18 protein-coding genes are annotated in these 24,154 nt (G+C 73.1%); 2 read left to right on the forward strand and 16 right to left on the reverse strand.

Annotated elements, in window-relative coordinates; genetic code table 11:
* The 12 genes from AB0C59_RS10860 to AB0C59_RS10915 all read right to left on the reverse strand — a co-directional run.
* Positions 1-659: ABC transporter substrate-binding protein (locus AB0C59_RS10860; protein WP_363002865.1), on the reverse strand; the 659-nt coding region annotated here is incomplete at its 3' end.
* A gap of 238 nt (positions 660-897) precedes the next feature.
* Positions 898-2,232: a GTP-binding protein gene (locus tag AB0C59_RS10865; protein ID WP_363002867.1), complete on the reverse strand. Its 1,335-nt coding sequence runs from the start codon at positions 2,230-2,232 to the stop codon at positions 898-900.
* Positions 2,233-2,234: 2 nt separating this feature from the next.
* A complete protein-coding gene (gene cysD, locus AB0C59_RS10870; RefSeq protein ID WP_363002869.1) occupies positions 2,235-3,179 on the reverse strand; it encodes a sulfate adenylyltransferase subunit CysD in 945 nt (314 codons plus the stop codon).
* Positions 3,176-3,712: an adenylyl-sulfate kinase gene (cysC, locus tag AB0C59_RS10875; protein WP_363002871.1), complete on the reverse strand. Its 537-nt coding sequence runs from the start codon at positions 3,710-3,712 to the stop codon at positions 3,176-3,178. Before cysC ends, cysD begins: the two co-directional genes overlap by 4 nt.
* 26 nt (positions 3,713-3,738) lie before the next feature.
* On the reverse strand, positions 3,739-4,449 hold the full coding sequence (locus AB0C59_RS10880; protein ID WP_363002873.1) for a phosphoadenylyl-sulfate reductase: 711 nt from the start codon (positions 4,447-4,449) through the stop codon (positions 3,739-3,741).
* A complete protein-coding gene (locus AB0C59_RS10885; protein ID WP_363002875.1) occupies positions 4,446-4,625 on the reverse strand; it encodes a hypothetical protein in 180 nt (59 codons plus the stop codon). Before AB0C59_RS10885 ends, AB0C59_RS10880 begins: the two co-directional genes overlap by 4 nt.
* On the reverse strand, positions 4,622-6,313 hold the full coding sequence (locus AB0C59_RS10890) for a nitrite/sulfite reductase (RefSeq protein WP_363002877.1): 1,692 nt from the start codon (positions 6,311-6,313) through the stop codon (positions 4,622-4,624). Before AB0C59_RS10890 ends, AB0C59_RS10885 begins: the two co-directional genes overlap by 4 nt.
* A 123-nt stretch (positions 6,314-6,436) precedes the next feature.
* Positions 6,437-6,520, reverse strand: a complete 84-nt coding sequence (locus AB0C59_RS10895; RefSeq protein ID WP_310739661.1) for a putative leader peptide — start codon at positions 6,518-6,520, stop codon at positions 6,437-6,439.
* A gap of 108 nt (positions 6,521-6,628) precedes the next feature.
* Positions 6,629-7,192 (reverse strand): GNAT family N-acetyltransferase, encoded by a 564-nt coding sequence (locus AB0C59_RS10900; protein ID WP_363002879.1) that lies wholly within the window; start codon positions 7,190-7,192, stop codon positions 6,629-6,631.
* A gap of 86 nt (positions 7,193-7,278) precedes the next feature.
* On the reverse strand, positions 7,279-8,667 hold the full coding sequence (locus AB0C59_RS10905; RefSeq protein ID WP_363002881.1) for a hypothetical protein: 1,389 nt from the start codon (positions 8,665-8,667) through the stop codon (positions 7,279-7,281).
* A gap of 181 nt (positions 8,668-8,848) precedes the next feature.
* Positions 8,849-10,210, reverse strand: a complete 1,362-nt coding sequence (locus AB0C59_RS10910; RefSeq protein ID WP_363002883.1) for a GAF domain-containing protein — start codon at positions 10,208-10,210, stop codon at positions 8,849-8,851.
* 300 nt (positions 10,211-10,510) lie between these two features.
* Positions 10,511-12,145, reverse strand: a complete 1,635-nt coding sequence (locus AB0C59_RS10915; protein WP_363002885.1) for an acyl-CoA dehydrogenase family protein — start codon at positions 12,143-12,145, stop codon at positions 10,511-10,513.
* An 89-nt stretch (positions 12,146-12,234) separates the two neighbouring features.
* Here AB0C59_RS10915 and AB0C59_RS10920 point away from each other — a divergent pair, with 89 nt between their 5' ends.
* Together AB0C59_RS10920 and AB0C59_RS10925 are read left to right on the forward strand one after the other, a co-directional pair.
* Positions 12,235-13,410 (forward strand): YihY/virulence factor BrkB family protein, encoded by a 1,176-nt coding sequence (locus AB0C59_RS10920; protein WP_363002887.1) that lies wholly within the window; start codon positions 12,235-12,237, stop codon positions 13,408-13,410.
* Between the two features lie 81 nt (positions 13,411-13,491).
* A complete protein-coding gene (locus AB0C59_RS10925) occupies positions 13,492-15,009 on the forward strand; it encodes a carboxylesterase family protein (protein ID WP_363002889.1) in 1,518 nt (505 codons plus the stop codon).
* A gap of 54 nt (positions 15,010-15,063) precedes the next feature.
* Here the strand turns inward: AB0C59_RS10925 and mmuM are convergent, their stop codons facing one another.
* From mmuM to AB0C59_RS10945, 4 genes are all read right to left on the reverse strand, one after another.
* Positions 15,064-16,026: a homocysteine S-methyltransferase gene (gene mmuM, locus AB0C59_RS10930; protein ID WP_363002891.1), complete on the reverse strand. Its 963-nt coding sequence runs from the start codon at positions 16,024-16,026 to the stop codon at positions 15,064-15,066.
* 26 nt (positions 16,027-16,052) lie between these two features.
* The gene (locus tag AB0C59_RS10935; protein ID WP_363002893.1) at positions 16,053-18,503 is read right to left on the reverse strand and encodes a SpoIIE family protein phosphatase; all 2,451 of its coding nucleotides are present in this window, start codon (positions 18,501-18,503) and stop codon (positions 16,053-16,055) included.
* 17 nt (positions 18,504-18,520) lie between these two features.
* Complete coding sequence (locus tag AB0C59_RS10940) at positions 18,521-22,834, reverse strand: HAMP domain-containing protein (RefSeq protein WP_363002895.1); 4,314 nt, start codon at positions 22,832-22,834, stop codon at positions 18,521-18,523.
* A gap of 610 nt (positions 22,835-23,444) precedes the next feature.
* Complete coding sequence (locus AB0C59_RS10945) at positions 23,445-24,098, reverse strand: hypothetical protein (protein WP_363002897.1); 654 nt, start codon at positions 24,096-24,098, stop codon at positions 23,445-23,447.
* Positions 24,099-24,154 lie beyond the last annotated feature (56 nt).

Genomic DNA, 24,154 nt, shown 5'->3' on the forward strand with positions numbered 1-24,154 from the left:
GCGGTGGGTTCCGGTACCCAGGCGCCGTCGATGGAGTGGGCTTTGAAGGCGTCGGGGGTGACCTTGTTGTCGGTGCGGACGACGGACACGTCGCCCTGGCCGCTCTGGGGGTCGACCTTCCAGCCCTGTTCGGAGATCCAGTTGAGCAGGGCGACGTCCTGGGTGTTGCCGAGTTGGGGTGTCGCGATCCGCTTGCCCTTGACGTCCTTGAGGGAGGTGATCTTCTTGGGGTCGACGACGAGCTTGACCCCGCCGGAGGCCGAGCCCCCGATGATGCGCAGGTTCTTGCCGTTCGACTTGGTGTAGCCGTTGATCGCGGGGGAGGGGCCGATCCAGCCGATGTCGATCGACCCGGAGTTCAGGGCCTCGATCTCGGAGGGGCCCGCGTTGAAGACCTGGTAGGTGGCCCGGGTCCCGCCGAGTTCCTTCTGGAAGAAGCCCTTCTGCGCGCCCACGAGCGCGGTCGCGTGGGTCAGGTTGCCGAAGTACCCGATCTTCACCGAGTCGAGTCCGCCGATCTTCTTCGCCCCGGCGACAGGCTGCTGGGCGGACGGGTCGCTGCGGGCCTGGGAGCCGTAGCCGCAGGCGGCGAGCGCCAGCAGGGGGAGCGCGGCGAGGACGGGGACGGCCCGGCGAAGCGGTGGGCGGGTGGCAGGCACGGGAGGTGTTCCTCTCGTTGGCCCGGCGGTCACGGTCTGTCAGACGGTGGCCGGGAGGTCGGCGGGGAGTCTTCGTCGCTTCCGGTGGCGCCGGCATGCGGACGGCAGGGCGCGCGTGCGGTGCGCGTACGCCATCACGCACATCGCGCCACCCCGCCCTGCCCGCTCCCGAGGGCTCCGCTGCCGACCCGGCCGCCCTCCTTCGCGAACGTCACGTAGACGCATCCGCCGGCCATGGTCAGAAGTCCCAGCCGTCGTCGTCGGCCGCGTCCCTGACCGGCTCGGGCCGCGCGAACGACTCGCCGACCATGCCCGCGGTCAGGGTCGTGCCGTCCGAGGGGTCGATCAGGATGAACGAGCCCGTGCGCCGGGAGTCCGCGTACGCGTCCACCGGCAGCGGCTCGGCGGTGCGGATCTTCACCCGGCCGATGTCGTTGGCGGCGAGCTGCCCCGGGTGCGGATGCAGCGACAGGTCGGACAGCGTCAGCCGGGAGGGGATGTCCTTGACGATCGCCTTCACCGTGCGGGTGCCGTGCTTGAGGAGCACCCGGTGGCCGACCGCCAGCGGCTGGTCGGCGACATGGCAGACGGTCGCCTCGATGTCCTGCGTCGTCGCGGGCGCGTCCTTGCTGGGCACGATCAGATCGCCGCGCGAGACGTCGATGTCGTCCTCGAGCAGCACGGTCACCGACTGGGTGGTCCAGGCGACGTCGACCGGCTCGCCCAGCAGGTCGATGCCGGAGATCCTCGACGTCCGGCCGGAGGGCAGGACGGTGACCTCCTCGCCGACGTGGAAGGAACCGGCGGCGATCTGACCGGCGTAGCCCCGGTAGTCGGGGAGTTCGGCGCTCTGCGGCCGGATCACGTACTGCACGGGCAGCCGCGCGTGGCAGTGGCGCAGGTCATGGCTGACCGGCACCGTCTCCAGATGCTCCAGGACCGTCGGGCCGCCGTACCAGTCCATCGTCGCGGACGGCTCCACGACGTTGTCGCCGGCGAGCGCGGAGATCGGGATCGCGGTGACCTCGGGGACGCCCAGCTCGGTGGCGTACGCCGTGAACTCCTCGGCTATCGCGGCGAACACCTTCTCCTCGTACCCGACGAGGTCCATCTTGTTGACGGCGAGGACCACGTGCGGGACCCGGAGCAGGGCGGCGATGGCGGCGTGCCGGCGGGTCTGCTCCACGACGCCGTTGCGGGCGTCGACGAGGACCACCGTCAGTTCGGCCGTGGACGCGCCCGTCACCATGTTGCGGGTGTACTGCACATGGCCCGGTGTGTCGGCCAGGATGAACCGGCGCCGGGGAGTGGCGAAGTAGCGGTAGGCCACGTCGATCGTGATGCCCTGCTCACGCTCGGCGCGCAGGCCGTCCGTCAGCAGGGCCAGGTCGGGCGCCTCCTGGCCGCGCTTGCGGGAGGCGTGCTCGACGGCCTCCAGCTGGTCGGCCAGCACCGACTTGGAGTCGTGCAGCAGCCTGCCCACGAGGGTGGACTTGCCGTCGTCGACCGAGCCGGCGGTGGCGAACCGCAGCAGGGTGGTGGCCGAGAGCTCCTCGGTCGTGATCGTGGTCATGGTTAGAAGTACCCCTCCCGCTTGCGGTCCTCCATCGCGGCCTCGGAGAGCTTGTCGTCGGCACGCGTGGCGCCGCGCTCGGTGAGCCGGGAGGCGGCGATCTCGGTGATGACCTGCTCCAGCGTGACCGCGTCCGAGTCGACGGCGCCCGTGCAGGACATGTCGCCGACGGTCCGGTAGCGGACGAGCCGCTTCTCGACCCGCTCGCCGTCCCTCGGGCCGCCCCACTCGCCGGCCGTCAGCCACATGCCGCCGCGCTGGAACACGTCGCGCTCGTGGGCGAAGTAGATCTGCGGCAGCTCGATGCCCTCGCGGGCGATGTACTGCCACACGTCCAGCTCGGTCCAGTTGCTGAGCGGGAACACCCGCACGTGCTCGCCCGGAGCGTGCCGTCCGTTGTAGAGGTTCCACAGCTCGGGGCGCTGACGGCGCGGGTCCCACTGCGAGAACTCGTCCCGCAGCGAGAACACCCGCTCCTTGGCCCGGGCCTTCTCCTCGTCGCGGCGCCCACCGCCGAACACCGCGTCGAACCGCTCGCTCTGGATCTTCTCGGTGAGCGGCCGGGTCTGCAGGGGGTTGCGGGTGCCGTCCGGGCGCTCCTTGAGCACCCCGCGGTCGATGTAGTCCTGCACCGACGCCACGTGCAGCCGCAGCCCGTGCTCGGCCACCGTGCGGTCGCGGTACTCGATGACCTCGGGGAAGTTGTGCCCGGTGTCCACGTGCAGCAGCGAGAAGGGCACCGGCGCGGGGGCGAACGCCTTCAGCGCCAGATGCAGCATGACGATGGAGTCCTTGCCGCCGGAGAAGAGGACCACCGGCTGCTCGAACTCGCCCGCCACCTCGCGGAAGATGTGCACCGCCTCGGACTCCAGAGCGTCCAGGTGGGAGAGGGCGTACGGGCTGTCCGTGCTCTCCCCGCCCTGGCCGGTGCCGGCGACGATCGTCATACCAGTCCCCTCTCGCTGAGCAGCGCGTACACGGCCGCCGCGGACTCCCGCACGGTCTGGTTCTGGGACTCGATCCGCAGATCGGGGGACTCGGGCACCTCGTAGGGGTCGTCCACCCCGGTCAGGCCCGTCAGTTCGCCCGCGGCCTGCTTGGCGTACAGGCCCTTCACGTCGCGCACCGCGCACACCTCCAGGGGGGTCGCCACATGCACCTCGACGTACGGTGTCCCGCTGTCCGCGTGGCGCCTGCGCACCGCCGCGCGGCTGTCCGCGTACGGCGCGATCACCGGGACCAGCGCCGTCACGCCGTTGCGGGCGAGCAGATCGGCGAGGAAGCCGACGCGCTGCACGTTGGTGTGCCGGTCCGCGCGGCTGAAGCCGAGGCCCGCCGAGAGGAATTCGCGGATCTCGTCGCCGTCGAGCACCTCCACGCGGCGGCCCTCCTCGCGCAGCAGCCCGGCGAGTTCGTGGGCGATGGTGGTCTTGCCGGCGCTCGGCAGACCCGTGAGCCAGACGGTGGCTCCGGTTCTCACGTGTGTCTCCTGAATCGTCGTCATGGTCAGCCGTGCAGCCCGCACTCGGTCTTCGTCCGGCCCGCCCAGCGGCCGGCCCGCGCGTCCTCGCCGGCGAGGACGCGACGGGTGCAGGGGGCGCAGCCCACGGAGGCGTAGCCGTCCATGAGGAGGGGGTTGGTCAGCACGCCGTGTTCGGCGATGTACGCCTCCACGTCCTCCTGGCTCCAGCGGGCGATCGGGGAGACCTTGACCTTGCGGCGTCCCTCGTCCCAGCCCACGACCGGGGTGTCCGCCCGGGTCGGGGACTCCTCGCGGCGCAGGCCCGTCGCCCAGGCGTCGTAGCCCGCGAGCCCCTCCTCCAGGGGCTGGACCTTGCGCAGCTTGCAGCACAGGTCGGGGTCGCGGTCGTGCAGCCTCGGCCCGTACTCGGCGTCCTGTTCGGCGACCGACCGGCGCGGGGTGAGGGTGATGACGTTGACGTCCATCACGGCCTCGACCGCGTCGCGGGTGCCGATGGTCTCCGGGAAGTGGTAGCCGGTGTCGAGGAAGACGACGTCGACGCCGGGCATCGCCCGGGAGGCGAGGTGGGCGACCACCGCGTCCTCCATGGACGAGGTCACGCAGAAGCGGTCCTTGAAGGTGGCGGCCGCCCACCGGAGGATCTCCAGCGCGGAGGCGTCCTCCAGCTCACGGCCCGCCCGCTCGGCGAGTTCCCTCAACTCCTCGGTGCCACGCTCTTGCCGCGTCGTGGTCATGTCCCTTCCCCTCCGCTGTCTGCCTGCCGCAGCCCCCGGGCCAGCAGCCCCAGGAACTTCAGCCGGAACGCCCGGTTGCACGCCGCGCACTCCCACGCGCCGTGGCCCTCCTCGCTGGGGCGCAGGTCCTCGTCCCCGCAGTAGGGGCAGTGGAAGGGCGCCGCACGCTCGCTCATGACAGCGCCTCCTCGTCGGCCCGGGCCGCCCAGGCGGCGAACCGCTCGCCCTCCTCGCGCTCCGCCTGGAAGCGCTTGAGTACCCGCTCGATGTAGTCCGGCAGCTCGTCGGAGGTCACCTTCAGACCCCGCACCTTGCGGCCGAAGCCGGCCTTGAGGCCGAGCGCGCCGCCCAGGTGCACCTGGTAGCCCTCGACCTGCTCGCCCCGGTCGTCGAGGACCAGCTGGCCCTTGAGGCCGATGTCCGCGACCTGGATGCGGGCGCAGGCGTTCGGGCAGCCGTTGAGGTTGATGGTGATCGGTTCGTCGAAGTCCGGGATGCGGCGCTCCAGTTCGTCGATCAGTGCGGAGCCGCGCGCCTTGGTCTCGACGATGGCGAGCTTGCAGAACTCGATGCCGGTGCACGCCATGGTGCCGCGCCGGAAGGGGGAGGGCGTCGCGGTGAGGTCCAGCGCCTGGAGCCCCTCGACCAGGGAGTCGACCCGGCCCTCCTCGACGTCCAGGACGATCATCTTCTGCTCGGCGGTGGTGCGGATCCGGCCCGAGCCGTGTGTCTCGGCCAGCTCGGCGATCTTCGTGAGGGTCGCGCCGTCCACCCGGCCCACCCGCGGGGCGAAGCCGACGTAGAAGCGGCCGTCCTTCTGCCGGTGCACCCCGACGTGGTCGCGCCAGTGCTGCACGGGCTGCGCGGGTGCGGGGCCGTCGGTCAGTTCGCGTCCCAGGTACTCGTCCTGGAGGACCTGGCGGAACTTCTCCGCACCCCAGTCGGCGACCAGGAACTTGAGCCGGGCGCGGTTGCGCAGCCGCCGGTAGCCGTAGTCGCGGAAGATGGAGATGACGCCCTCGTAGACGTCCGGCACCTCCTCCAGCGGCACCCAGGCGCCGAGGCGCACACCGATCTTCGGGTTGGTGGACAGGCCGCCGCCCACCCACAGGTCGAAGCCGGGGCCGTGCTCGGGGTGCTCGACGCCCACGAAGGCGATGTCGTTGATCTCGTGCGCCACGTCGAGGAGGGGGGAGCCGGAGATCGCGGACTTGAACTTGCGCGGCAGGTTGGAGAAGTCCTTGTTGCCGACGACCCGGCGCTGGATCTCCTCGATCGCCGGGGTGCCGTCGATGATCTCGTCCTCGGCGATCCCCGCGACGGGCGAGCCGAGGATGACCCGGGGCGTGTCGCCGCAGGCCTCGGTGGTGGACAGGCCGACGGCCTCCAGCCGGTTCCAGATCTCGGGCACGTCCTCGATCCGGATCCAGTGGTACTGGATGTTCTGCCGGTCGGTGATGTCGGCGGTGCCGCGCGCGAACTCCTGCGAGACCTCGCCGATCACGCGCAGCTGCGCGGTGGTCAGCCGGCCGCCGTCGATGCGGACCCGCAGCATGAAGTACTCGTCGTCCAGCTCCTCCGGCTCCAGGATCGCGGTCTTGCCCCCGTCGATCCCGGGCTTGCGCTGGGTGTACAGGCCCCACCAGCGCATCCGGCCGCGCAGGTCGTTCGGGTCGATGGAGTCGAATCCGCGCCGGGAGTAGATCGTCTCAATGCGTGTCCGCACGTTGAGACCGTCGTCGTCCTTCTTGAACTGCTCGTTGCCGTTGAGCGGGGTGAAGTGGCCCACGGCCCACTGGCCCTCGCCACGGTGACGGCTCACCTTGCGGCGGGGCGTGGCGGGGTTCTGCGGGGTGGCAGCCATGGTGGGTACGTCCTTCGGGACAGGCAGGATGCGTCTCTGACCTGCGCATACGGGTACGCGAGAGAAGCGCGCGGCAGTGCGCGACGGCGAAAGAGAGGGGGGTTCCGGGAGTGGCTGGAGCGGTCAGCTCGCCGGACAGATGGCGCTGGACATGCGGCCGAGGTCGACGTGCCGCCGACTCACCAAGGCAATTCCAGTTCCAGGCATGACGGAAGCCTGGCACGGCAGTCTGGACCCAGTCCAGCTTTGTCCATGATGCGGACACCCCTGTCTCGCTGCACGAGACAGGGGTGTCCGGGGTCACACAGGGGGGTCTCAGGCGCCGGGCCAGGGGCCCGGCGTGGGGGTCGCGTGCTCCTGCTCGACCTTGGTGTCGAAGAGCCTGAAGCCCCGGCGCAGGTAGTTGTCCATCGCGTGCGCGCCGTCCTTGCTGCAGGTGTGCAGCCACACCCGCTTCGTCGGCGCCCGCCCCGGCCAGCGCTCCGCGAGATCCCAGGCGCGGGCCGTGCCGTGCGCCAGCAGATGGCCGCCGATGCGCCGGCCGCGGAAGGCGGGGAGGAGTCCGAAGTACGCGATCTCCACGACCCCCTCGGCTCCCGGGTCCAGCTCCACGTATCCGGCCGGGGTCCCCCGGTCGTAGGCGACCCAGGTCTCCACGCCCGGCCGCTCCAGGTACTCCCGCCACCGCGCGTAGGACCAGCCGAGCCGGTCGATCCACCGGATGTCCCCGCCGACCGACGCGTACAGGAAGCGGCTGAACTCCGGCGAGGGCACCTGCGCGCGGACGACACGGACGTCGCCCTCGGGGGCCGTCGCGGGCAGCAGGTCCGCGGGGGAGGTCTGCTCCAGGGACCAGGTGGTCACGGTGAGGGTGCTCATACGGTCAGAGAACCACGGGGACGCGCGGTACGACAAAAGTGTCCCGCCTCCTCGCGCCCGGCCCCATAACGGGGTGTCCCGGGGCCCTACTCCAGCGCGTCGTCCACCGAGTCAAGCGGCACCGCGTACAGCACCCGTCCGCCCGCCGTCCCGGCACCCCGGGCGTCGTCGCCGCTCGTGGCGCCCTCCGTCAGCGTCCACAGCTCGCCGCTCTGACGCCAGTACGACAGGGAGGCGGTGTGGCGGCCCCAGCAGGCGCGGCTCTCGTCGGCCGAGCAGACGGCCGCGCTCGCCCCGGAGGCGTCCTGCCGCCACAGCGTGCCGTGCCGCCCGCCCACGGTGGGCGCCCGGTCCACGTACCAGTCGGGTTCCGAGGCGCCCCGGTGCCGGAACGACAGCACGCCCTGCACCCCGGTCGCGTCCGTCCGCAGGGCCTCGTCGGCCCGGACGTCGCCGTGCGCGTCGGTGGCCAGCAGGCCGCGGTGACCGGGCAGGGTGCTGAACGGGTAGCGCCACACCCGGGCCGGATGGCCCCCGCCGCCCGGCCGGAACCACTCGCTCGCCACCAGGCTGGGCGGGGTCGAGGTGCGGTCCAGGGAGAGGGCGGAGAAGCAGGGCGCCGCGCCGTCGTCGGACGACGAGCAGGGGCCGGTGGTCAGCCGGTAGGAGCCGACCTCGGGCAGCACGTAGCGGTAGCCGTGCGCGGCGTAGCCGTCGCGGGTCCGGCCGATCAGCGGGCTGTCCACGCCCGCGCGCAGGATGCGGCGCAGGTCGAAGACCCGCAGCGCGTCCCGGTCGGTGACGAAGAGCTTGTCCTGGAACCAGACCATGCCCGAGACGCCGGAGCGCACGGCGGTGAAGTCCCGGCCGCCGGCGCTCGGCGCGACCAGCAGGGCCCAGCGGTAGGGGAGGTTCGCCGGGTCGTTCGCGTCGACGAAGGCGACCCTGGCCAGGCCCCGGTCGCCGGCCGGCTCGGCCAGGTCGTCGTCGTTGTGGGTCCAGCCCGACAGGATGACCCGGTCCCGACCCCAGCGGCCGCGGTCGTCGGCGTCGCCGGAGGTGGTGACGGAGCGGGGCAGCCAGCGCGCGGTCGTCGCGTCCTGGCGGTCCCAGCAGTACGCGCGCGTGGCCGAGGGCTTCACGGGCAGCGCGGCGGTCTCGGCGGCGTCGCAGTCGGACCGGTCGCGCATGACGCGGTCGGCCGAGGCGAGCACGTCGTGGACGCCGACGGCGCCGCCCGTCGCCTGGGTGAGCGTGTCCAGGGTGGAGCGGTCGACGAGGTCCTCGTGCAGACGGAACTTCGCGGTCTCGGCGGCGGCCGTGACCCGGGCGACGCCGCCCGGGTTGTCGCCGCCCGCAGCCTGGGAGGTGCTGATCAGGGTGGCGGCGGCGGTGAGCGCCAGCGCGGTGCCGGCCAGCGCGGCCCGCAGCGCGCGCCCCCTGTGCCTGCGGCGGTGCCTGCCCCGGTGCTTCATCACAACCTCCCGGCGTGGGCCAACTGATCCTCACGATCCGGGTATTGGCGCGAGGAGCGGTCGGGTCGGCCTGCAGGGGGATGCTACGGCAGCCGGGAGCGAACCCGGTCGAGGACCCGGGAAATGCAGGGATATCCCCACCGTGGGGGTGAACGCCCCTTGCCCGCGGGGCGGTGGGACGTCAGGGGCCGCGCCGCCCGTCCGGGGCGGTGGCGCGCGGGACCAGGGGGAGCGTGAGGGGTGGTCCCGCCGAGGGGTGCGGGGGCGCGCCCCGCCGGGCCCGGGCCACGTCCGGTGCCAGCGAGTGCGGCAGCAGGTCGCGGGGATCGGCGGGGCGCAGCAGCTCCACCTGCGCCGACTCGCGGAAGCGGTAGGGCCGGTGGTCCAGCAGCGCCCCGAGATATCTGCGGACCCGGGACATCTCGGCGCGGACCGTCACCGTGCGGGCCGGGTCGCCGAACAGGTCGAAGGCCAGCGCCGACGCCGTGCGCCCGGCCCGGTTCACCGCCAGCAGATACAGCAACTCGGCGTGCCGGGGACTCAGTTCGTGGGACCAGGAGCCCATCTCGCCCGACACCGTCACCGTCCAGTGGCGCGGGTGCGCCACATCCAGCACGATGCGGCTGGCACCCGCGGGCGCCGGCGCCTCGGCCCCGCGGATCAGCCAGCCGCCCGGCAGCGGCTCCACCGTGCAGACCCCCAGTGTCGGCAGCACGCACACCCCCGGCAGCGGCGCCGGGGGCAGGGCGATCCGGCCCGTGTACGGCATCCCGGTCACCGCCGCGGTCCAGCCGTCGGTGTCCACGGCCAGCGCTCTCCCGCCGAGCCTCGCCAACAGGGGGGCGGCCACCGCGCGCAACCGCTCCACCGATGCCAGATGCGCCTCACGCAGCCGTGCCTCGGCCAGCTTCGCCACGGCCTCCACCCAGGAGAGCGTCGCCGGGTGCAGCGTCTCCAGCGGGCCGCTGACGTCCACGACGCCCAGCAGCCGGCCGTCCCGCGGGTCCGTGATCGGGGCGCCCGTACACGTCCAGGAGGTGTGGGACCGGACGAAGTGCTCGGACGCGAAGACCTGCACGGGGCGCCGGGTGGCCACCGCGGTGCCCACCCCGTTGGTGCCGACGGCCAGTTCGCCCCAGTCGGCGCCCGGGGCGAAGCCGAGGCCGTCCGCCCGGCGCAGCACCGACGAGGAGCCCTCGCGCCACAGCACCCGCCCGTCGGCGTCCGCGACGACCATGATGTGCCGCGCCGCGTCGGCCACCGACAGCAGACCTTCGCGCAGCACCGGCAGCACCTGCCGCAGCGGCGAGTCCTGCCGGCGCCGCTCGATCTCGTCGCGGCCCAGCACGTCCGCCGGCGCGCCCTGCTCGGGATCGACACCGCCGCGCAGCACCCGCTCCCACGACGCCTCGATCACCGGGCGCGGCGGCACCGGGGCGCGCCGGCCCGCGAGGGTGGCACTGCGCACCTCGCTGAGCAGCCGCGCCGCCTGCGCGGTGTCGTACGCGGCGAGCCGTCCGGCAGCCCTCTCCGAGTGCCCCACTGGAACCTCCCCCAGGTTCGTCCCCCGGCCCCGTGGCCCCCCGGCCCCGCGTCGACGGTGGTTCTCATACTGCCGTCCTCCCGGCGGCGGAAGGGCACACTCCGGGAACAGGGCGCACCAGGTTGCAACCCCTTGCAACCCTGGCGGACGGACACGCGGTGGTTGAAACTTGTGCAACGCCGCTCCGGTGGCGTCCGCGGTCCTTGTAGGGGGCCAGGAGAGCGGGGGTGGTGCCGTGTCGGCGCAGCACCACCCCCGTGTGGCACGCCCACCGGGCCAGGGGCCCGCGGGCGGGGGCCGTCACACGAGCGGTCGTGCCCGCTCCACCACCGAGGCCAGGTCCAGGCTGTGCGGCAGCGTGCCGAAGGCCGAACCCCAGTCGCCGCCGAGCCGCGAGGCGCAGAAGGCGTCCGCGACCTGCGGCGGCGCGTACCGCACGAGCAGCGAGCCCTGGAGCACCAGCGCGATCCGCTCCACCACGCGGCGGGCACGCGCCTCGATGCCGTCCAGGTCCGCGAGTTCGGTGAGCAGGTCCTTGATGGCGCCGTCCAGGCGGTGATCGGCGCCGCGCGCCCGCCCGACCTCCTGGAGGAACGCGTCCAGAGCCCCCGGCTCGCGTTGCAGCGCCCGCAGCACGTCGAGCGCCTGCACGTTGCCGGCGCCCTCCCACACGGAGTTCAGCGGGGACTCGCGCAGCAGCCGGGGCATGCCCGACTCCTCCACGTAGCCGTTGCCGCCCAGGCACTCCGAGGCCTCCACCACCATCGGGGTGCAGCGCTTGGTCACCCAGTACTTCGCTGCGGGCACCGCGAGCCTGAGCAGGGCGCGCTCCTGCTCGCCGCCGTCGTCGTACGCCGCCGCGAGCCGCAGCGCCAGCGTCGTCGCCGCCTCCGACTCCAGGGCCAGATCGGCGAGGACGTTGCGCATCAGGGGCTTGTCGACGAGCTTGCCGCCGAACGCCTCGCGGTAGGTGCAGTGATGGATCGCCTGCGCCACCGCCTGCCGCATCAGCGACGCCGAACCGAGCACGCAGTCGAGGCGGGTGGCCGCGACCATCTCGATGATGGTGCGCACCCCGCGCCCCTCCTCACCGACCCGGCGCGCCCAGGTGCCGTCGAACTCGACCTCGCTGGAGGCGTTCGAGCGGTTGCCCAGCTTGTCCTTGAGCCGCTGGATCCGGAACACGTTGCGGGCGCCGTCCTCCAGGACGCGCGGCACCAGGAAGCAGGTCAGACCCCCCGGTGCCTGCGCCAGCACCAGGAACCCGTCCGACATCGGCGCCGAGCAGAACCACTTGTGGCCCGTCAGCTCGTACGTCCCCTCCTCGGCCAGGGTCCGGGCCGACGTGGTGTTGGCGCGCACGTCGCTGCCGCCCTGCTTCTCCGTCATCCCCATGCCGAAGATCACGCCGGCCTTCCCCGCCGCCGGACGCAGCTCCCGGTCGTAGACCGTGGAGGTCAGCCGGGGCTCCCACTCCGCGGCCAGCGCCGGGTCCGTGCGCAGCGCGGGCACCGCGGCGTGGGTCATCGACAGCGGGCAGCCGTGGCCCGCCTCGACCTGCGACCAGACCACGAAACCGGCCGCGCGCCGCACATGCCCGCCGGGCCGGGCCCAGGCCGCGGTCAGCCCGGCGGCCACGCCCTTGCCGAGCAGCCGGTGCCAGGCGGGATGGAAGTCGACCTCGTCGATCCGGTTGCCGTACCGGTCGTGGGTGCGCAGCTTCGGCGGGTTCTCGTTCGCCTGCGCCCCCCACTCCTGCGCCTGGGCCGAGCCGGCACCGACGCCGAGCTCGGACAACTCCTCGCGCGCCTCGCCGAGGAGCGCGGGGTCCAGATGCCGTTCGACCGCTTCCACGAGGGCGCGGTCGGCGGTGAAGACGTCGTATCCGGCCAGCGGCGGCGGCTGGTTGGTGACGATGTGCGTGGTGGCTGCCATGACAGCGAACCTACTCCTCAGTACGCTCCGGGTCACCCGGATCGCCCCCCCCACCGGACGGGCCCGGGAGCGGGCGGCACCGTCAGGAGATGAAGCCGGAGGTCGACGCCGGATACCGTGAGGAGGTGCAGTCAGCAGGAAGAGAGAACCCCGAGCCGCCGTCGGGCCGGCTCCACCGGGTGCGTGTCCTATACAGAAACGTCTCCAAACGCAGGACCGCCTGGCTCCTGCTGAAGGACACGGTCGACTCCTGCATGGAGTACCGGATCCTCGGGCTGGCGGCCGAGGCGGCGTTCTTCACGCTGCTGTCCGTGCCGCCCCTGCTGCTGAGTCTGATCGGGCTGCTGGGCTACGTCGACGCCTGGACCGGCGCCGACACCATCCACAGCCTGGAGAACAACCTCCTGGAGGCCTCCCGCACGGTCCTGTCCGACAAGGGGGTCACACAGATCGCGCAGCCGATCCTGAGCGACGTGATGCGGGGCGGACGTCCCGACGTCATCTCCATCGGCTTCCTGTTCGCCCTGTGGTCGGGCTCGCGGGCCGTGAACGTCTTCATCGACACGATCACCGTGATGTACGGGCTCGACGGCACCCGGGGCGTCGTGCGCACCCGGCTGCTGTCGTTCTTCCTGTTCATCGTCGCCCTGCTGATCGGCTCGGTCGCGCTGCCGCTGATGGTGGCGGGCCCCGACACGGTGGTGGGCCTCGTCCCGTGGTCGGCGACGGCCGTCCAGGTCCTCTACTGGCCCGTGGTGATCGTCCTGTCGGTGGTCTTCCTGACGACGCTCTACCACGTCTCCGTACCCGTGCGCTCACCCTGGGTGGAGGACGTGCCGGGCTCGCTGGTGGCCCTCGCCATGTGGGTGCTGGGCAGCTTCCTCCTGCGTATCTACCTCACGCACACCATCGAGGGGCCGACGATCTACGGGTCGCTCGCGGCGCCGGTGGCGGTGCTGCTGTGGATCGGGGTGTCCGCGTTCGCCGTGCTGGTGGGCGCGGCCGTCAACGCGGCCATCGACCGCGTGTGGCCGGCGGCGGCCACGGCCGCGGCGCGCGCCGCGAACGAGCGGTTGCGGGAGGAGCAGGCGGCGGAGTACGTCGCCCGCGCGGCCGCTGCGCGGGCCGGGGACCCGGACGATCCGGACATGCCGTCCGAGTTCCCCGAGCGGTGGTCGCGGTTCCTGCCGCCGGAGGACGTCACCTCGCGCCTGCGTCATCCGCGCCCACGGAAGAGTGAGGACCACCAGCATCCGGTGGAGTGAGGGGACCTGCCGCGCCGGGCGCCGGGGTAGTCATGTGATGCGGTGGAGGTGGTCGGTCGGCGAGGGCGAGGAGAGGGTCTGATGGACCGTGCGGGCTGTGCGCAGGACGAGACGCTCTCCCCTCCCGTGGTCCGTACCCCGCACGGGGCCGTGCGCGGCCGGTACGAGCAGGGGGTGGCCGTCTTCCGCGGCATCCCCTTCGCCGCCCCGCCCTTCGGCCCGCGCCGGTTCCGCCCGCCCGTCGCGCCCGAGCCGTGGGACGGGGTCAGGGACGCGGGCGCCTTCGGGCCGACCCCGCCCAAGCCGCCCTACTCCGACGCCTTCGCGCGCTATCTGTCCGACCCGGTGATCCCCGGCGACGACTGCCTCAACCTCAACGTCTGGACCCCGCGGCCCGATCCGGGGGCCCGGCTGCCGGTCATGGTGTGGATCCACGGCGGCGCCCTGACCCGCGGCTCCTCCGCCGTGCCCGTCTACGACGGCAGCGCCTTCGCCCGCGACGGCGTCGTCCTCGTCTCGTTCAACTACCGTCTGGGTGTGGAGGGCTACGGTCTGTTCCCGGACGCCCCGGCCAACCCGGGGCTGCGCGACCAGCTCGCCGCGCTGGAGTGGGTGCGCGAGGCGATCGGCGCGTTCGGCGGCGACCCGGACCGGGTGACCGTCTTCGGCGAGTCCGCCGGCGCCATCAGCATCGGCGCGCTGCTGGCGAGCCCGCGCGCCCGGGGCCTGTTCCACCGGGCGGCACTGCAGAGCGGGCCTCCCGAGTCCACCGAGCGGGACCGGGTACGGCGCCTGGTGCGGCGCATGGCCGCGAAGCTGCGGGTGCCGGCGACCGCGGCGGCGTTCGCCCAGGTGGACCGCGCGCTGCTGGCCGACGTCCAGGCGGAGGTGGGGCGCCGGGCGGGTCCCCTCCTCGGCGGACCCGCGTTCGGGATCGTGGAGGACGGCGACCTCGTGCCGCGCGACCCGCTGGAGGCGCTCCTCGACGGCGCCGCCCGGGAGGTGCCGCTGCTGGTGGGCTGGACCAGTGAGGAGCACCGGCTGTGGCTGGCGCCGACCGGGCTGATCGAGCGGATCGACCGGCTCGGCGCGGTCGCCGTGGCCGGTGCGATGGCCCGCTGCCACTGCGGCCCCGACGTCCCGCGCGGCTACCGCAACGCCCACCCGGACGCCTCCGTCTGCGACCTGGTGGGCCAGATGGTCACGGACTTCCTGCTCCGCCGCCCGCTGCACCGCCTCGCCGACTCCCGCACCGGGCGGGCGGCCACGTACGTCTACGAGTTCGCGTGGCGCTCGGGCATCCCCGGCCTCGGCGCCTGCCACGCCCTGGAACTGGGCTTCGTCTTCGACAGCGCGGAGGTGCCGGAGGCGGCGAGACTCGCCGGTCCGGGCGCGCCCCGGAGCCTGGCCCACGAGATGCACGCGGCGTGGGTCGCCTTCGCGAAGGACGGCGACCCCGGCTGGCCGCGCTGGGACGCGACCCATCCGGTACGCGTCTTCGGAGGCGGCGGCGAACGGGTCGTCCACGGCCCCCGGGACACGGAGATGTCCCTGTGGACCACGGCGTCACCCCCGCGCACCCCACTCTCGCAGCGGTGAAACGCCTACACCCCCCAAAGGACCACCCCACCCACACACCGGCGCGCCCCGCCTTCAGGGGCGCGGGGAACTGCGCAAAACGCCCCACCCACCCGCACCCGCATCCACCCCCGCCCGGAGGGCAGCCACCACATCCGTCCCCACCCGACAGCACCCCCCGACCCCCCGTACCCCCTGCGCACACCACCGCGCCCCCCACCGCCCCGCCTCCCCCGCGGTGAACGTGGCGCGCCCGTCCCACGCACGGGCCCGCGCGTCCCACCCCTCCCCGCTGTTCGGGTACACCACCACCGGCTTCCCCGTCACCCGCACCGCCGTCCGCACCGCCCCGCTCACGTCCTCGGGGGCGCAGCAGTTGACGCCCACCGCGACGACCTCCTCCGCGTCGGCCGCCAACCCGAACGCCTCCGCCAGCGGCTGCCCCGCCCGCGTACGGTCGCCGGCCACGCTGTAGGACAACCAGGCCGGCACCCCCAGCCCGCGCACCGCCCGCAGCAGCGCCGCCGCCTCGTCCGTGTCCGGGACCGTCTCCAGCGCCAGCACGTCGGGACCGGCCGCCGCCAGCACCTCCAGACGCGGCCGGTGGAAGGCCTCCAGCTCGGCGACGGTGAGGCCGTAGCGGCCCCGGTACTCGGAGCCGTCGGCGAGCATCGCGCCGTAGGGGCCCACGGACGCCGCCACCCACAGGGGCCGCGACGTGCCCGCCCGCGCGGCGGCCTGCCGGGCCAGGTCCACACTCAGCCCGAGCAGCTCCGCCGCCCGCCCCCGGCCGACGCCCCGCCGCGCGAAGCCCTCGAACGTGGCCTGGTAGCCGGCGGTGATCGCGACATCGGCGCCCGCCCGGAAGTACGCCAGATGCGCCCGGACGACGGCCTCGGGCCGCTCCAGCAGCAGCCGTGCCGACCACAGTTCGTCGCTCAGATCGTGCCCGGCGGCCTCCAACTGGTTCGACAGCCCGCCGTCCAGGACGAGCGGCCCGGCGGCCAGGGCCTCGGCGAGAGCGGGTGCGCGCCTCATGCCTCGACGGTAGTCCCGGTGGCCCGCTACGACACGCGGATCCCCACGATGCAGGTGTCGTCGTCGGTGTCCGACCTGCTGTAGGTGAGCAGCCGGTCGAGCTGCTGGTCCAGCGTCGGCGGCACCGTGCGCGCGGCCGTCAGCAGCTGCGCGAGGGACTCCTCCACGGAACGGTCCCGGCGCTCGATCAGACCGTCGGTGTACATCAGCAGCGTGTCCTCCGCGGCGAGCTGCATCTCGTGCTCCTCGTAGACCGCCTCGGGCACCGCGCCCAGCAGCAGCCCCTTGACCAGGGGCAGCGCCGCCGCGTCGGCGTCGCGCACCAGCACCGGCGGCAGATGCCCGGCCCGCGCCCAGCGCAGCCTGCGGCTCTCGGGGTCGTACAGCCCGCAGACCGCCGTGGCGGTGACGGCGCCCGTCAGATGGTGGGCCACCATGTTGAGCCAGGACAGCAGCTGGCCCGGTCCCGCGCCCGTCACCGCCAGCCCGCGCAGCGCGTTGCGCAGGACGACCATGCTGGTGGCCGCCTCGATGCCGTGCCCCGCGACATCGCCCACGCACAGCAGGGTCAGTCCCGACGGCAGCACGACCGCGTCGTACCAGTCGCCGCCGACCAACTGCTCCGTCTCCGCCGGCCGGTAGCGCACCGCCACCCGGATCCCGGGCGCCAGCAGCGGGGCCTGGGCCGGGGGCATGATGGCGTGCTGGAGCTGGAGGGTGAGCCGGTTGCGTTCGCTGGCCTGCTGCTCGGTGTGGGCGAGCTGGTCCCGGGTGGCGGCCAGCGCGACCTCCGTCCAGTGCTGGGCGGAGATGTCCTGGTAGGCGCCGCGCACGACGAACAGCCGGCCGTCGGAGTCGAGCGCGGGTTCCGCCACCACCCGGATGTGCCGGGTCACCCCGTCGGGACGCTGGAGCCGGAACGCGGTGGACGCGGGGCGCCGCTGGTGCAGCAGGGTCCGCAGGAACCGGCCGATGGCCACAGCGTCGTCGGCGTGGGCGTGGGCGGCCAGCTCCTCCAGGGGCACCGGGGGAGCGGACAGCGGCCGGCCGTACAGGTCGAACAGCTGCCCGTTCCAGGTGATCTCCCCGGTGAGCAGGTTCTCCTCGAAGCCGCCGATCCGGCCGAGGCGCTGTGCGTGCTGGAGCAGGCTGGCCAGACGCGCCGTCTCGTCCTCTATGCGCCAGATCAGCAGGATGCTCCCCGCGTGCCGGCTGATGTTGATGTCGGCCACCGCCGCGAGCGGCACGTCGTCCACGAGGGCGGTGAGCCTCATGCGATGGGCGCGGAACGGCTCCCCGGTGGCGTAGACCCGCTCGATCCGCTCGAACAGCTCGCTCTGGCCGGCGACCATCGGATAGGCCTCCAGCAGCAGGGCCCCGCTGACCACGCCGCGCGGCCGGCCCGCCGGATCCAGGAAGCGCCCGTTGACGTGGTGGATGCGGAAGTCGACCAGATGCCCGTCGCCGTCCAGATGCGGTACGAGCACCAGGGCCGGGTCGTGCAACCCGTCGGCGAGGTTGATCAGCTCCGCGACGTCCGGCAGGAGCCGGGGCCCGGGGTCACCGTCGGGGTGCCGCAGCGCGTACGTCTCCAGGGTGTGCGCGCACAGTTCGGCCAGGGCCTCGACCTGGCGCACGATCTGCGGAGGCTGCGGGGCCAGCGGCTGCGGCCAGACGATCTCCAGCACCCCGTGGATGCGTCCGCCCGCTCCGGCGGGGACGGCGACCCGGCCGCCGTCGGGGTGGTGGTGCTGGCCGATCGACGGCAGGCCGCTCTCGGCGAGGGAGCCGACCCAGTGCCCGGCCCGGTCGGCGAGCCCCGTACGCGCCACCGTCGTCACGCCCGGGGGGACGTAGCGCCAGCGGCCGGCCTCGGCGGGCGGGAACCCGGCGCTGCCCGCGAGGGTGAGGGAGCCGTCGGAGCCCACGGCCCAGATGGCCACGGCCACCGCGCCGAGCGGGGCGAGCGCGTGCTCCAGCAGGGAGTCGGCGACGGCCTGGGTGTCGTCGGCGGCCAGCGCGCCGCTCTCGGCGGACCGCAGCCGCACCGCCGACGAGCGGCCCGTGGGCCGGCCGGCGTCCGCGGTGCCGCCCCCGTCGCCCGCCGAACCCGCGGCGACCGCCAGGAACGCGCTGGTCACCTCGGTGAGCCGGTCGCGCGAGGCCTGGTTGATGACCTCCACCGCGAACTCCAGCGGCGTGACGCCCGCCTGGTCGGTGAGTTCGGCCAGCTGCCGGGCGGCCTGGGCCGGGCCGCAGCCCAGCCGCTCCACCAGGATGCCCTTGGCCAGTTCGATCAGGGCCCGCCCGTCCGCCTCGGCGTGCGCCGCCCGCACCTCGCGGCGCAGCCGGTCCACCGTGGCGGCGAGCCTGCCGACGGGGGAGGCGGACCAGGCCGCCTCCTCCGCGTCCTGCCCGGGCCGGTGCCCGGGGACGCCGGCGTCGAAGGCCGCCGGCGGTCGCTGTGTGTCGCTCATGGCTCGCGGCCCCCTGCTCAGACGGGCAGCCAGCGTCGTACGCGGGCGATGAGGTCGTTGGTGTCGACGGGCTTGGTGACGTAGTCGTTCGCCCCCGAGGCCAGGCTCTTCTCCTGGTCCCCGGGCATCGCCTTCGCGGTGACGGCGATGATGGGCAGGTTCGCGTACTGGGGCATGGTGCGGATCTCGGCGGTGGCGGCGTAGCCGTCCATCTCCGGCATCATCACATCCATCAGGACCACCGCGATGTCGGGGTGGTCCAGCAGCGTCTCGATGCCCTGGCGGCCGTTGTCGGCGTGCAGGACCTTGAAGCCGTGCAGCTCCAGGATCCCGCTGAGCGCGAAGAGGTTGCGCGCGTCGTCGTCCACGACGAGCACCGTGGTGCCGAGGAGCGCGTCGTCCATGGGCTGCGCCGCGGTCTGCTGGGGTTCGTCGATGCGGACCAGGGACAGCACGTCCCCCGGCTCCTCCGCCGACAGGTGCAGCGTGATGTGCTCGCGCAGTTCGTCCAGGCTGGACAGGAAGTCCAGCGGGCGCCCGCCGGAGCGGGACCGCATCGCCTGCTCCTGTTCGAGGTCCACGCGATGCCCGCTGTGGACCAGCACCGGGACGCTGGAGAGCGCGGAGTCGCCTCGCATCGCCTCCAGGAAGCGGGCACCCTCGTCGTCGGGCATGCCGAGTTCCAGGACGACGCAGTGGCAGGGTTCGGCCGCCAGCGCGCTCGCCGCCTCCTGCGCTCCCACGACGGTGATGATGTCCACGGCGCCCCGCGGATCGGACGGATCGTGAGCGTGCGCGATGTCCGCGACCGCGCTCTCCGCGACCAGCGTCAGCAGACCGCGCGGCCGCTCCTCCACGACCAGCAGCCTGCGTCTGCGCTGTCCGGGGGGCGCCGGTGCGAGGGCGGCCTCCTGGCGGGGTGCCGGCACCACCTCGGCGGTCGGCGCCGCCCCGGACTGCCCCACCTGCTCGGCGAGCACGAGCCCGGAGGTGAGGGCCGCCCGGCCACTGCCGTCGAGCAGCTCCTCGAAGTCGGGGCGCGCCACGGGCAGAAAGAGCGTGAACGTGCTGCCCTGGCCCGGGGTGCTGTCGACCGTGACGGCGCCGCCCAGCAGATGCGCGATCTCCCGGGTGATCGACAGGCCCAGGCCGGTGCCGCCGTACTTGCGGCTCGTCGTCCCGTCGGCCTGCTGGAACGCCCCGAAGATCGTCTCCAGTTGCTGCTGCGGGATGCCGATGCCGGTGTCCTTGACCCGGAAGGCCACGACGGTGCCCCCGCGGTGCACGCCCCCGGGTACCTCGCGGTCGGCGGCGGGCTCGATGTGCAGTTCGACGCTGCCCCGCTCGGTGAACTTCACCGCGTTCGACAGCAGGTTGCGCAGGATCTGCCGCAGCCGGGTGTCGTCGGTGAGCAGGTCGCCCGGGGCACCCGGCGCGGTGGTCACCGTGAAGTCCAGGCTCTTCTGCGTGGTCATCGGCCGGAACGTGGCCTCGACGTACTCCAGGAGCTGCCGCAGCGGCACCCGCTCGGGGCTGACGTCCATCTTGCCCGCCTCGACCTTCGACAGATCGAGGATGTCGTTGATCAGCTGGAGCAGGTCGGAGCCCGCGGAGTGGATGATGCCCGCGTACTCGACCTGCTTCGGGGTGAGGTTGCGCGAGGGGTTCTGCGCCAGCAACTGGGCCAGGATCAGAAGGCTGTTGAGCGGCGTGCGCAGTTCGTGGCTCATGTTCGCCAGGAACTCCGACTTGTACTTCGAGGCCAGCGCCAGCTCCTGGGCGCGGGTCTCCAGCTCCTGCCGCGCCTGCTCGATCTGGAGGTTCTTGGCCTCGATGTCGCGGTTCTGCGAGACGAGCAGGGACGCCTTCTCCTCCAACTCGCCGTTGGAGCGCTGAAGTTCGTCCTGCTGGACCTGCAACTCCTCCGAACGGGACTGGAGTTCGGCGGTCAGCCGCTGGGACTCCTCCAGCAGCTCGTCGGTGCGGGCGTTGGCCACGATGGTGTTGACGTTGACGCCGATGGCCTCCATCAGCGGGCCCAGGAAGTCCTGGTGGGTCTGGGTGAACCGGGAGACCGAGGCCAGTTCGATCACGCCGAGGACCTGGTCCTCCACCACGATCGGCAGCACGGTCAGGGCGCTCGGCACGGCGTGGCCGAGCCCCGAGGAGACGGTCACATAGCCGGGCGGCAGCTCCTTCACGGTGATGGCGCGGCGGCTGCGCGCCGCCTGCCCCACCAGGGAGCGGCCGACGGGGATGCGGGTGGGCCGGTCGTCGTCGGGGAGGCCGTAGGCGCCCACCAGCCGCAGTTCGGGGCCGCGCTCGGTGTCCTCGGCGAGGTAGAAGGCGCCGTACTGGGCCGACACCAGCGGCACCAGCTCGTCCATGATCAGCTCGGCGACCACGGGCAGGTCCCGGTGGCCCTGCATCAGCCCGGAGATCCGGGCGAGATTGGTCTTGAGCCAGTCCTGCTCCTGGTTGGCCCGCGTGGTCTCGCGCAGGGACTCGACCATGGAGTTGATGTTGTCCTTGAGCTCGGCGACCTCGCCCGACGCCTCCACGTTGATGGAGCGCGTCAGGTCGCCCTCGGCGACGGCGCTCGCGACCTCGGCGATGGCGCGCACCTGCCGGGTGAGGTTGCCCGCCAGCTCGTTGACGTTCTCCGTCAGCCGCTTCCAGGTGCCGGAGACACCCTCCACCTCGGCCTGGCCGCCGAGCCGCCCCTCGCTGCCGACCTCCCGCGCCACGCGGGTGACCTCGGCGGCGAACGACGAGAGCTGGTCCACCATCGTGTTGATGGTGGTCTTCAGCTCCAGGATCTCGCCGCGGGCGTCGACGTCGATCTTCTTGGACAGGTCTCCGTTGGCCACCGCGGTCGTCACCAGCGCGATGTTGCGCACCTGGCCGGTGAGGTTGTTGGCCATCGAGTTGACGTTGTCGGTGAGGTCCTTCCAGGTGCCCGCCACGTTCGGGACGTGCGCCTGTCCGCCCAGGCGCCCCTCGGTGCCGACCTCGCGGGCGACGCGGGTGACCTCGTCGGCGAAGGCGGACAGCGTGTCGACCATCGTGTTGATCACGTCCGCGAGGGCCGCGACCTCGCCCTTCGCCTCCACCGTGATCTTCTGCGACAGGTCGCCGCGCGCGACGGCCGTGGCGACCTGGGCGATCGAGCGGACCTGCCCGGTCAGGTTCGACGCCATCACGTTGACGTTGTCGGTGAGGTCCTTCCAGGTGCCCGACACGCCCCGGGCGATGGCCTGTCCGCCCAGGTTGCCCTCGGTGCCGACCTCGCGGGCGACGCGGGTGACCTCGTCGGCGAAGGCGGACAGCTGGTCGACCATGGTGTTGATGGTGTTCTTGAGTTCGAGGATCTCGCCGCGGGCGTCCACGGTGATCTTCTGGGAGAGGTCTCCCTGCGCCACCGCGGTGGCCACCTGCGCGACGTTGCGGACCTGGGCGGTGAGGTTGCCCGCCATGAAGTTGACGGAGTCCGTCAGGTCGCGCCAGGTGCCCTTCACCCCCTTGACGTCCGCCTGTCCGCCCAGGCGCCCCTCGGTGCCGACCTCGCGGGCGACGCGGGTGACCTCGTCGGCGAAGGCGGAGAGCTGGTCGACCATGGTGTTGATGGTGTTCTTGAGTTCGAGGATCTCGCCGCGGGCGTCCACGGTGATCTTCTGGGAGAGGTCTCCCTGCGCCACCGCGGTCGTCACCTGCGCGATGTTGCGGACCTGCGAGGTCAGGTTGCCCGCCATGAAGTTCACCGAGTCGGTCAGATCGCGCCAGACGCCGCCGACCCCGGGCACCTGTGCCTGGCCGCCGAGCCGGCCCTCGCTGCCGACCTCGCGGGCGACGCGGGTGACCTCGTCGGCGAAGGCGGAGAGCTGGTCGACCATCGTGTTGACGGTCTCCTTCAGCTGAAGGATCTCCCCGCGCGCGGGCACGTCGATCTTCTGCGACAGATCGCCCTTGGCCACGGCGGTCGCCACCTGCGCGATGTCACGCACCTGTGTGGTCAGGTTGCCCGCCATGGCGTTGACCGAGTCGGTCAGGTCCGCCCACGTGCCGGAGACCCCCGGCACCTCGGCCTGTCCGCCCAGCGTCCCCTCGGTGCCGACCTCGCGGGCCACGCGGGTCACCTCGGAGGTGAACACCGACAGCTGGTCCACCATGCCGTTGAAGACCGTGGCGATGTCGCCGAGCAGTCCCTCGCCGTCGGCGGGCAGCCGGGTGCCGAAGTCGCCGTCACGCACGGCGGTCAGTCCGGCCAGCAGTTGCCGCAGTTCCTGCTCACGGGGTGCCCGCTGGGCGGACCCGGTCGTCCTGGTGGTCATGCGCACCCTCGTTCCGCTCCCGGAGAGCCCCCGCACCGAGGGCTCGGAACCGCACCGGGCCCGCGAACGGTCCCGCTCGCCACCCGGCGTTTGCGCAGTTCACGCTTCGGCCGGATGACAAAATACGTCGCAGACTAACTCAGTTGCCGTGCGGCAACCAATTGTTCGCGTAAAGATCCCGCCCGCCCCATGCCGACAGGCCCCGCACCCTTTGGCCGGGTACGCGGGGCTGGTGCCCGGAGCGCTGTTGACGCAAGATCTGACACCGGAGGGTCTTCCGCTTCAACCGTGGCCCCTCCCACGGGAGTTGCGCGTGCCAGGCATGCGGGACCCCGGCCACCAGACCCTGGGGCGTCCCGACCGGAACCGGGGCGTCCCAGGCCTGGTCACACCACGTGACGGTGCCAGCGCGCGGCGGCGCCGACAGCACGGCCGGGCGGGCTTGGCGGGGATACCGATGTCGGATCACGGTGCCCACGGCGCGCCCCAGAGGGGCGCGGGGAACTGCGCGACCGGCCACGACGCGGCCGCGGACGCACGACGGGCCCGGCGAACCGCGATGCCGGGCCACGTCCGAGCGGGCATTCCGAAAGGGCGGCAGCCCGTGCCGTCAGGGCCGCGGCTGCCCGGGCCGGTGCCGGCGCGCCGGCACGCCCCGGTCGAAGCAGGTCGACTCCAGACCCGCCAGGCTGTCGTCCGCGAGGTCGGTCTCGAACAGCGCGCACCGGCTCCCGCAGGTGCACCGGGAGACCCTCGCGGTGAAGGACCCGCTGTTGTCGCGGTAGAAGTCGTCGTTCACGGCCAGATACAGCTCACCGTCGCCCGTCAGCACCGTCGGTCCCGCGCCGACGAACCGCCAGGGCCCGTGCCCGACACGGCCCAGCAGCGACCAGCGCCGTGCCCCGGGCAGGGCGAAGCGCGGTCCGGCGCGCCCGGCGTCGCCGTCGGGGCCGACGTCCGTGCGGGTCCCGGCGCCGATCAGGCCCGTCGCCGTCACCCCCACCGCACGGCGCACGCACACCCCGGTGTCGACCAGGCGCGTCGCGCCGGGAAGCCGGGCCGGTCCGGTCGTCGCCGGCACCCTGACCGCCCCGTGCGGCGGCCGGGGTACGACGGGGCAGCGCGGCGGGAGCGCCTCGTGACCCGCGGCCACGGCGGCGCTCTGCCCCAGCAGGAGCGCGAGCGCGGTCGCGGCGACGACGGGCCTCCACCCGCGGCCGGCCCGTACGCCCGTGAGCGCCTTGAACAGTGTCGGTGCCTTCATGCGCCCAGTAGCGCACGCGTCGGCGAAGGTCGGGCGGCACGGCCCACCGGTGACCC

This window comes from Streptomyces sp. NPDC048664, assembly GCF_040650555.1.
GTDB lineage: Bacteria > Actinomycetota > Actinomycetes > Streptomycetales > Streptomycetaceae > Streptomyces.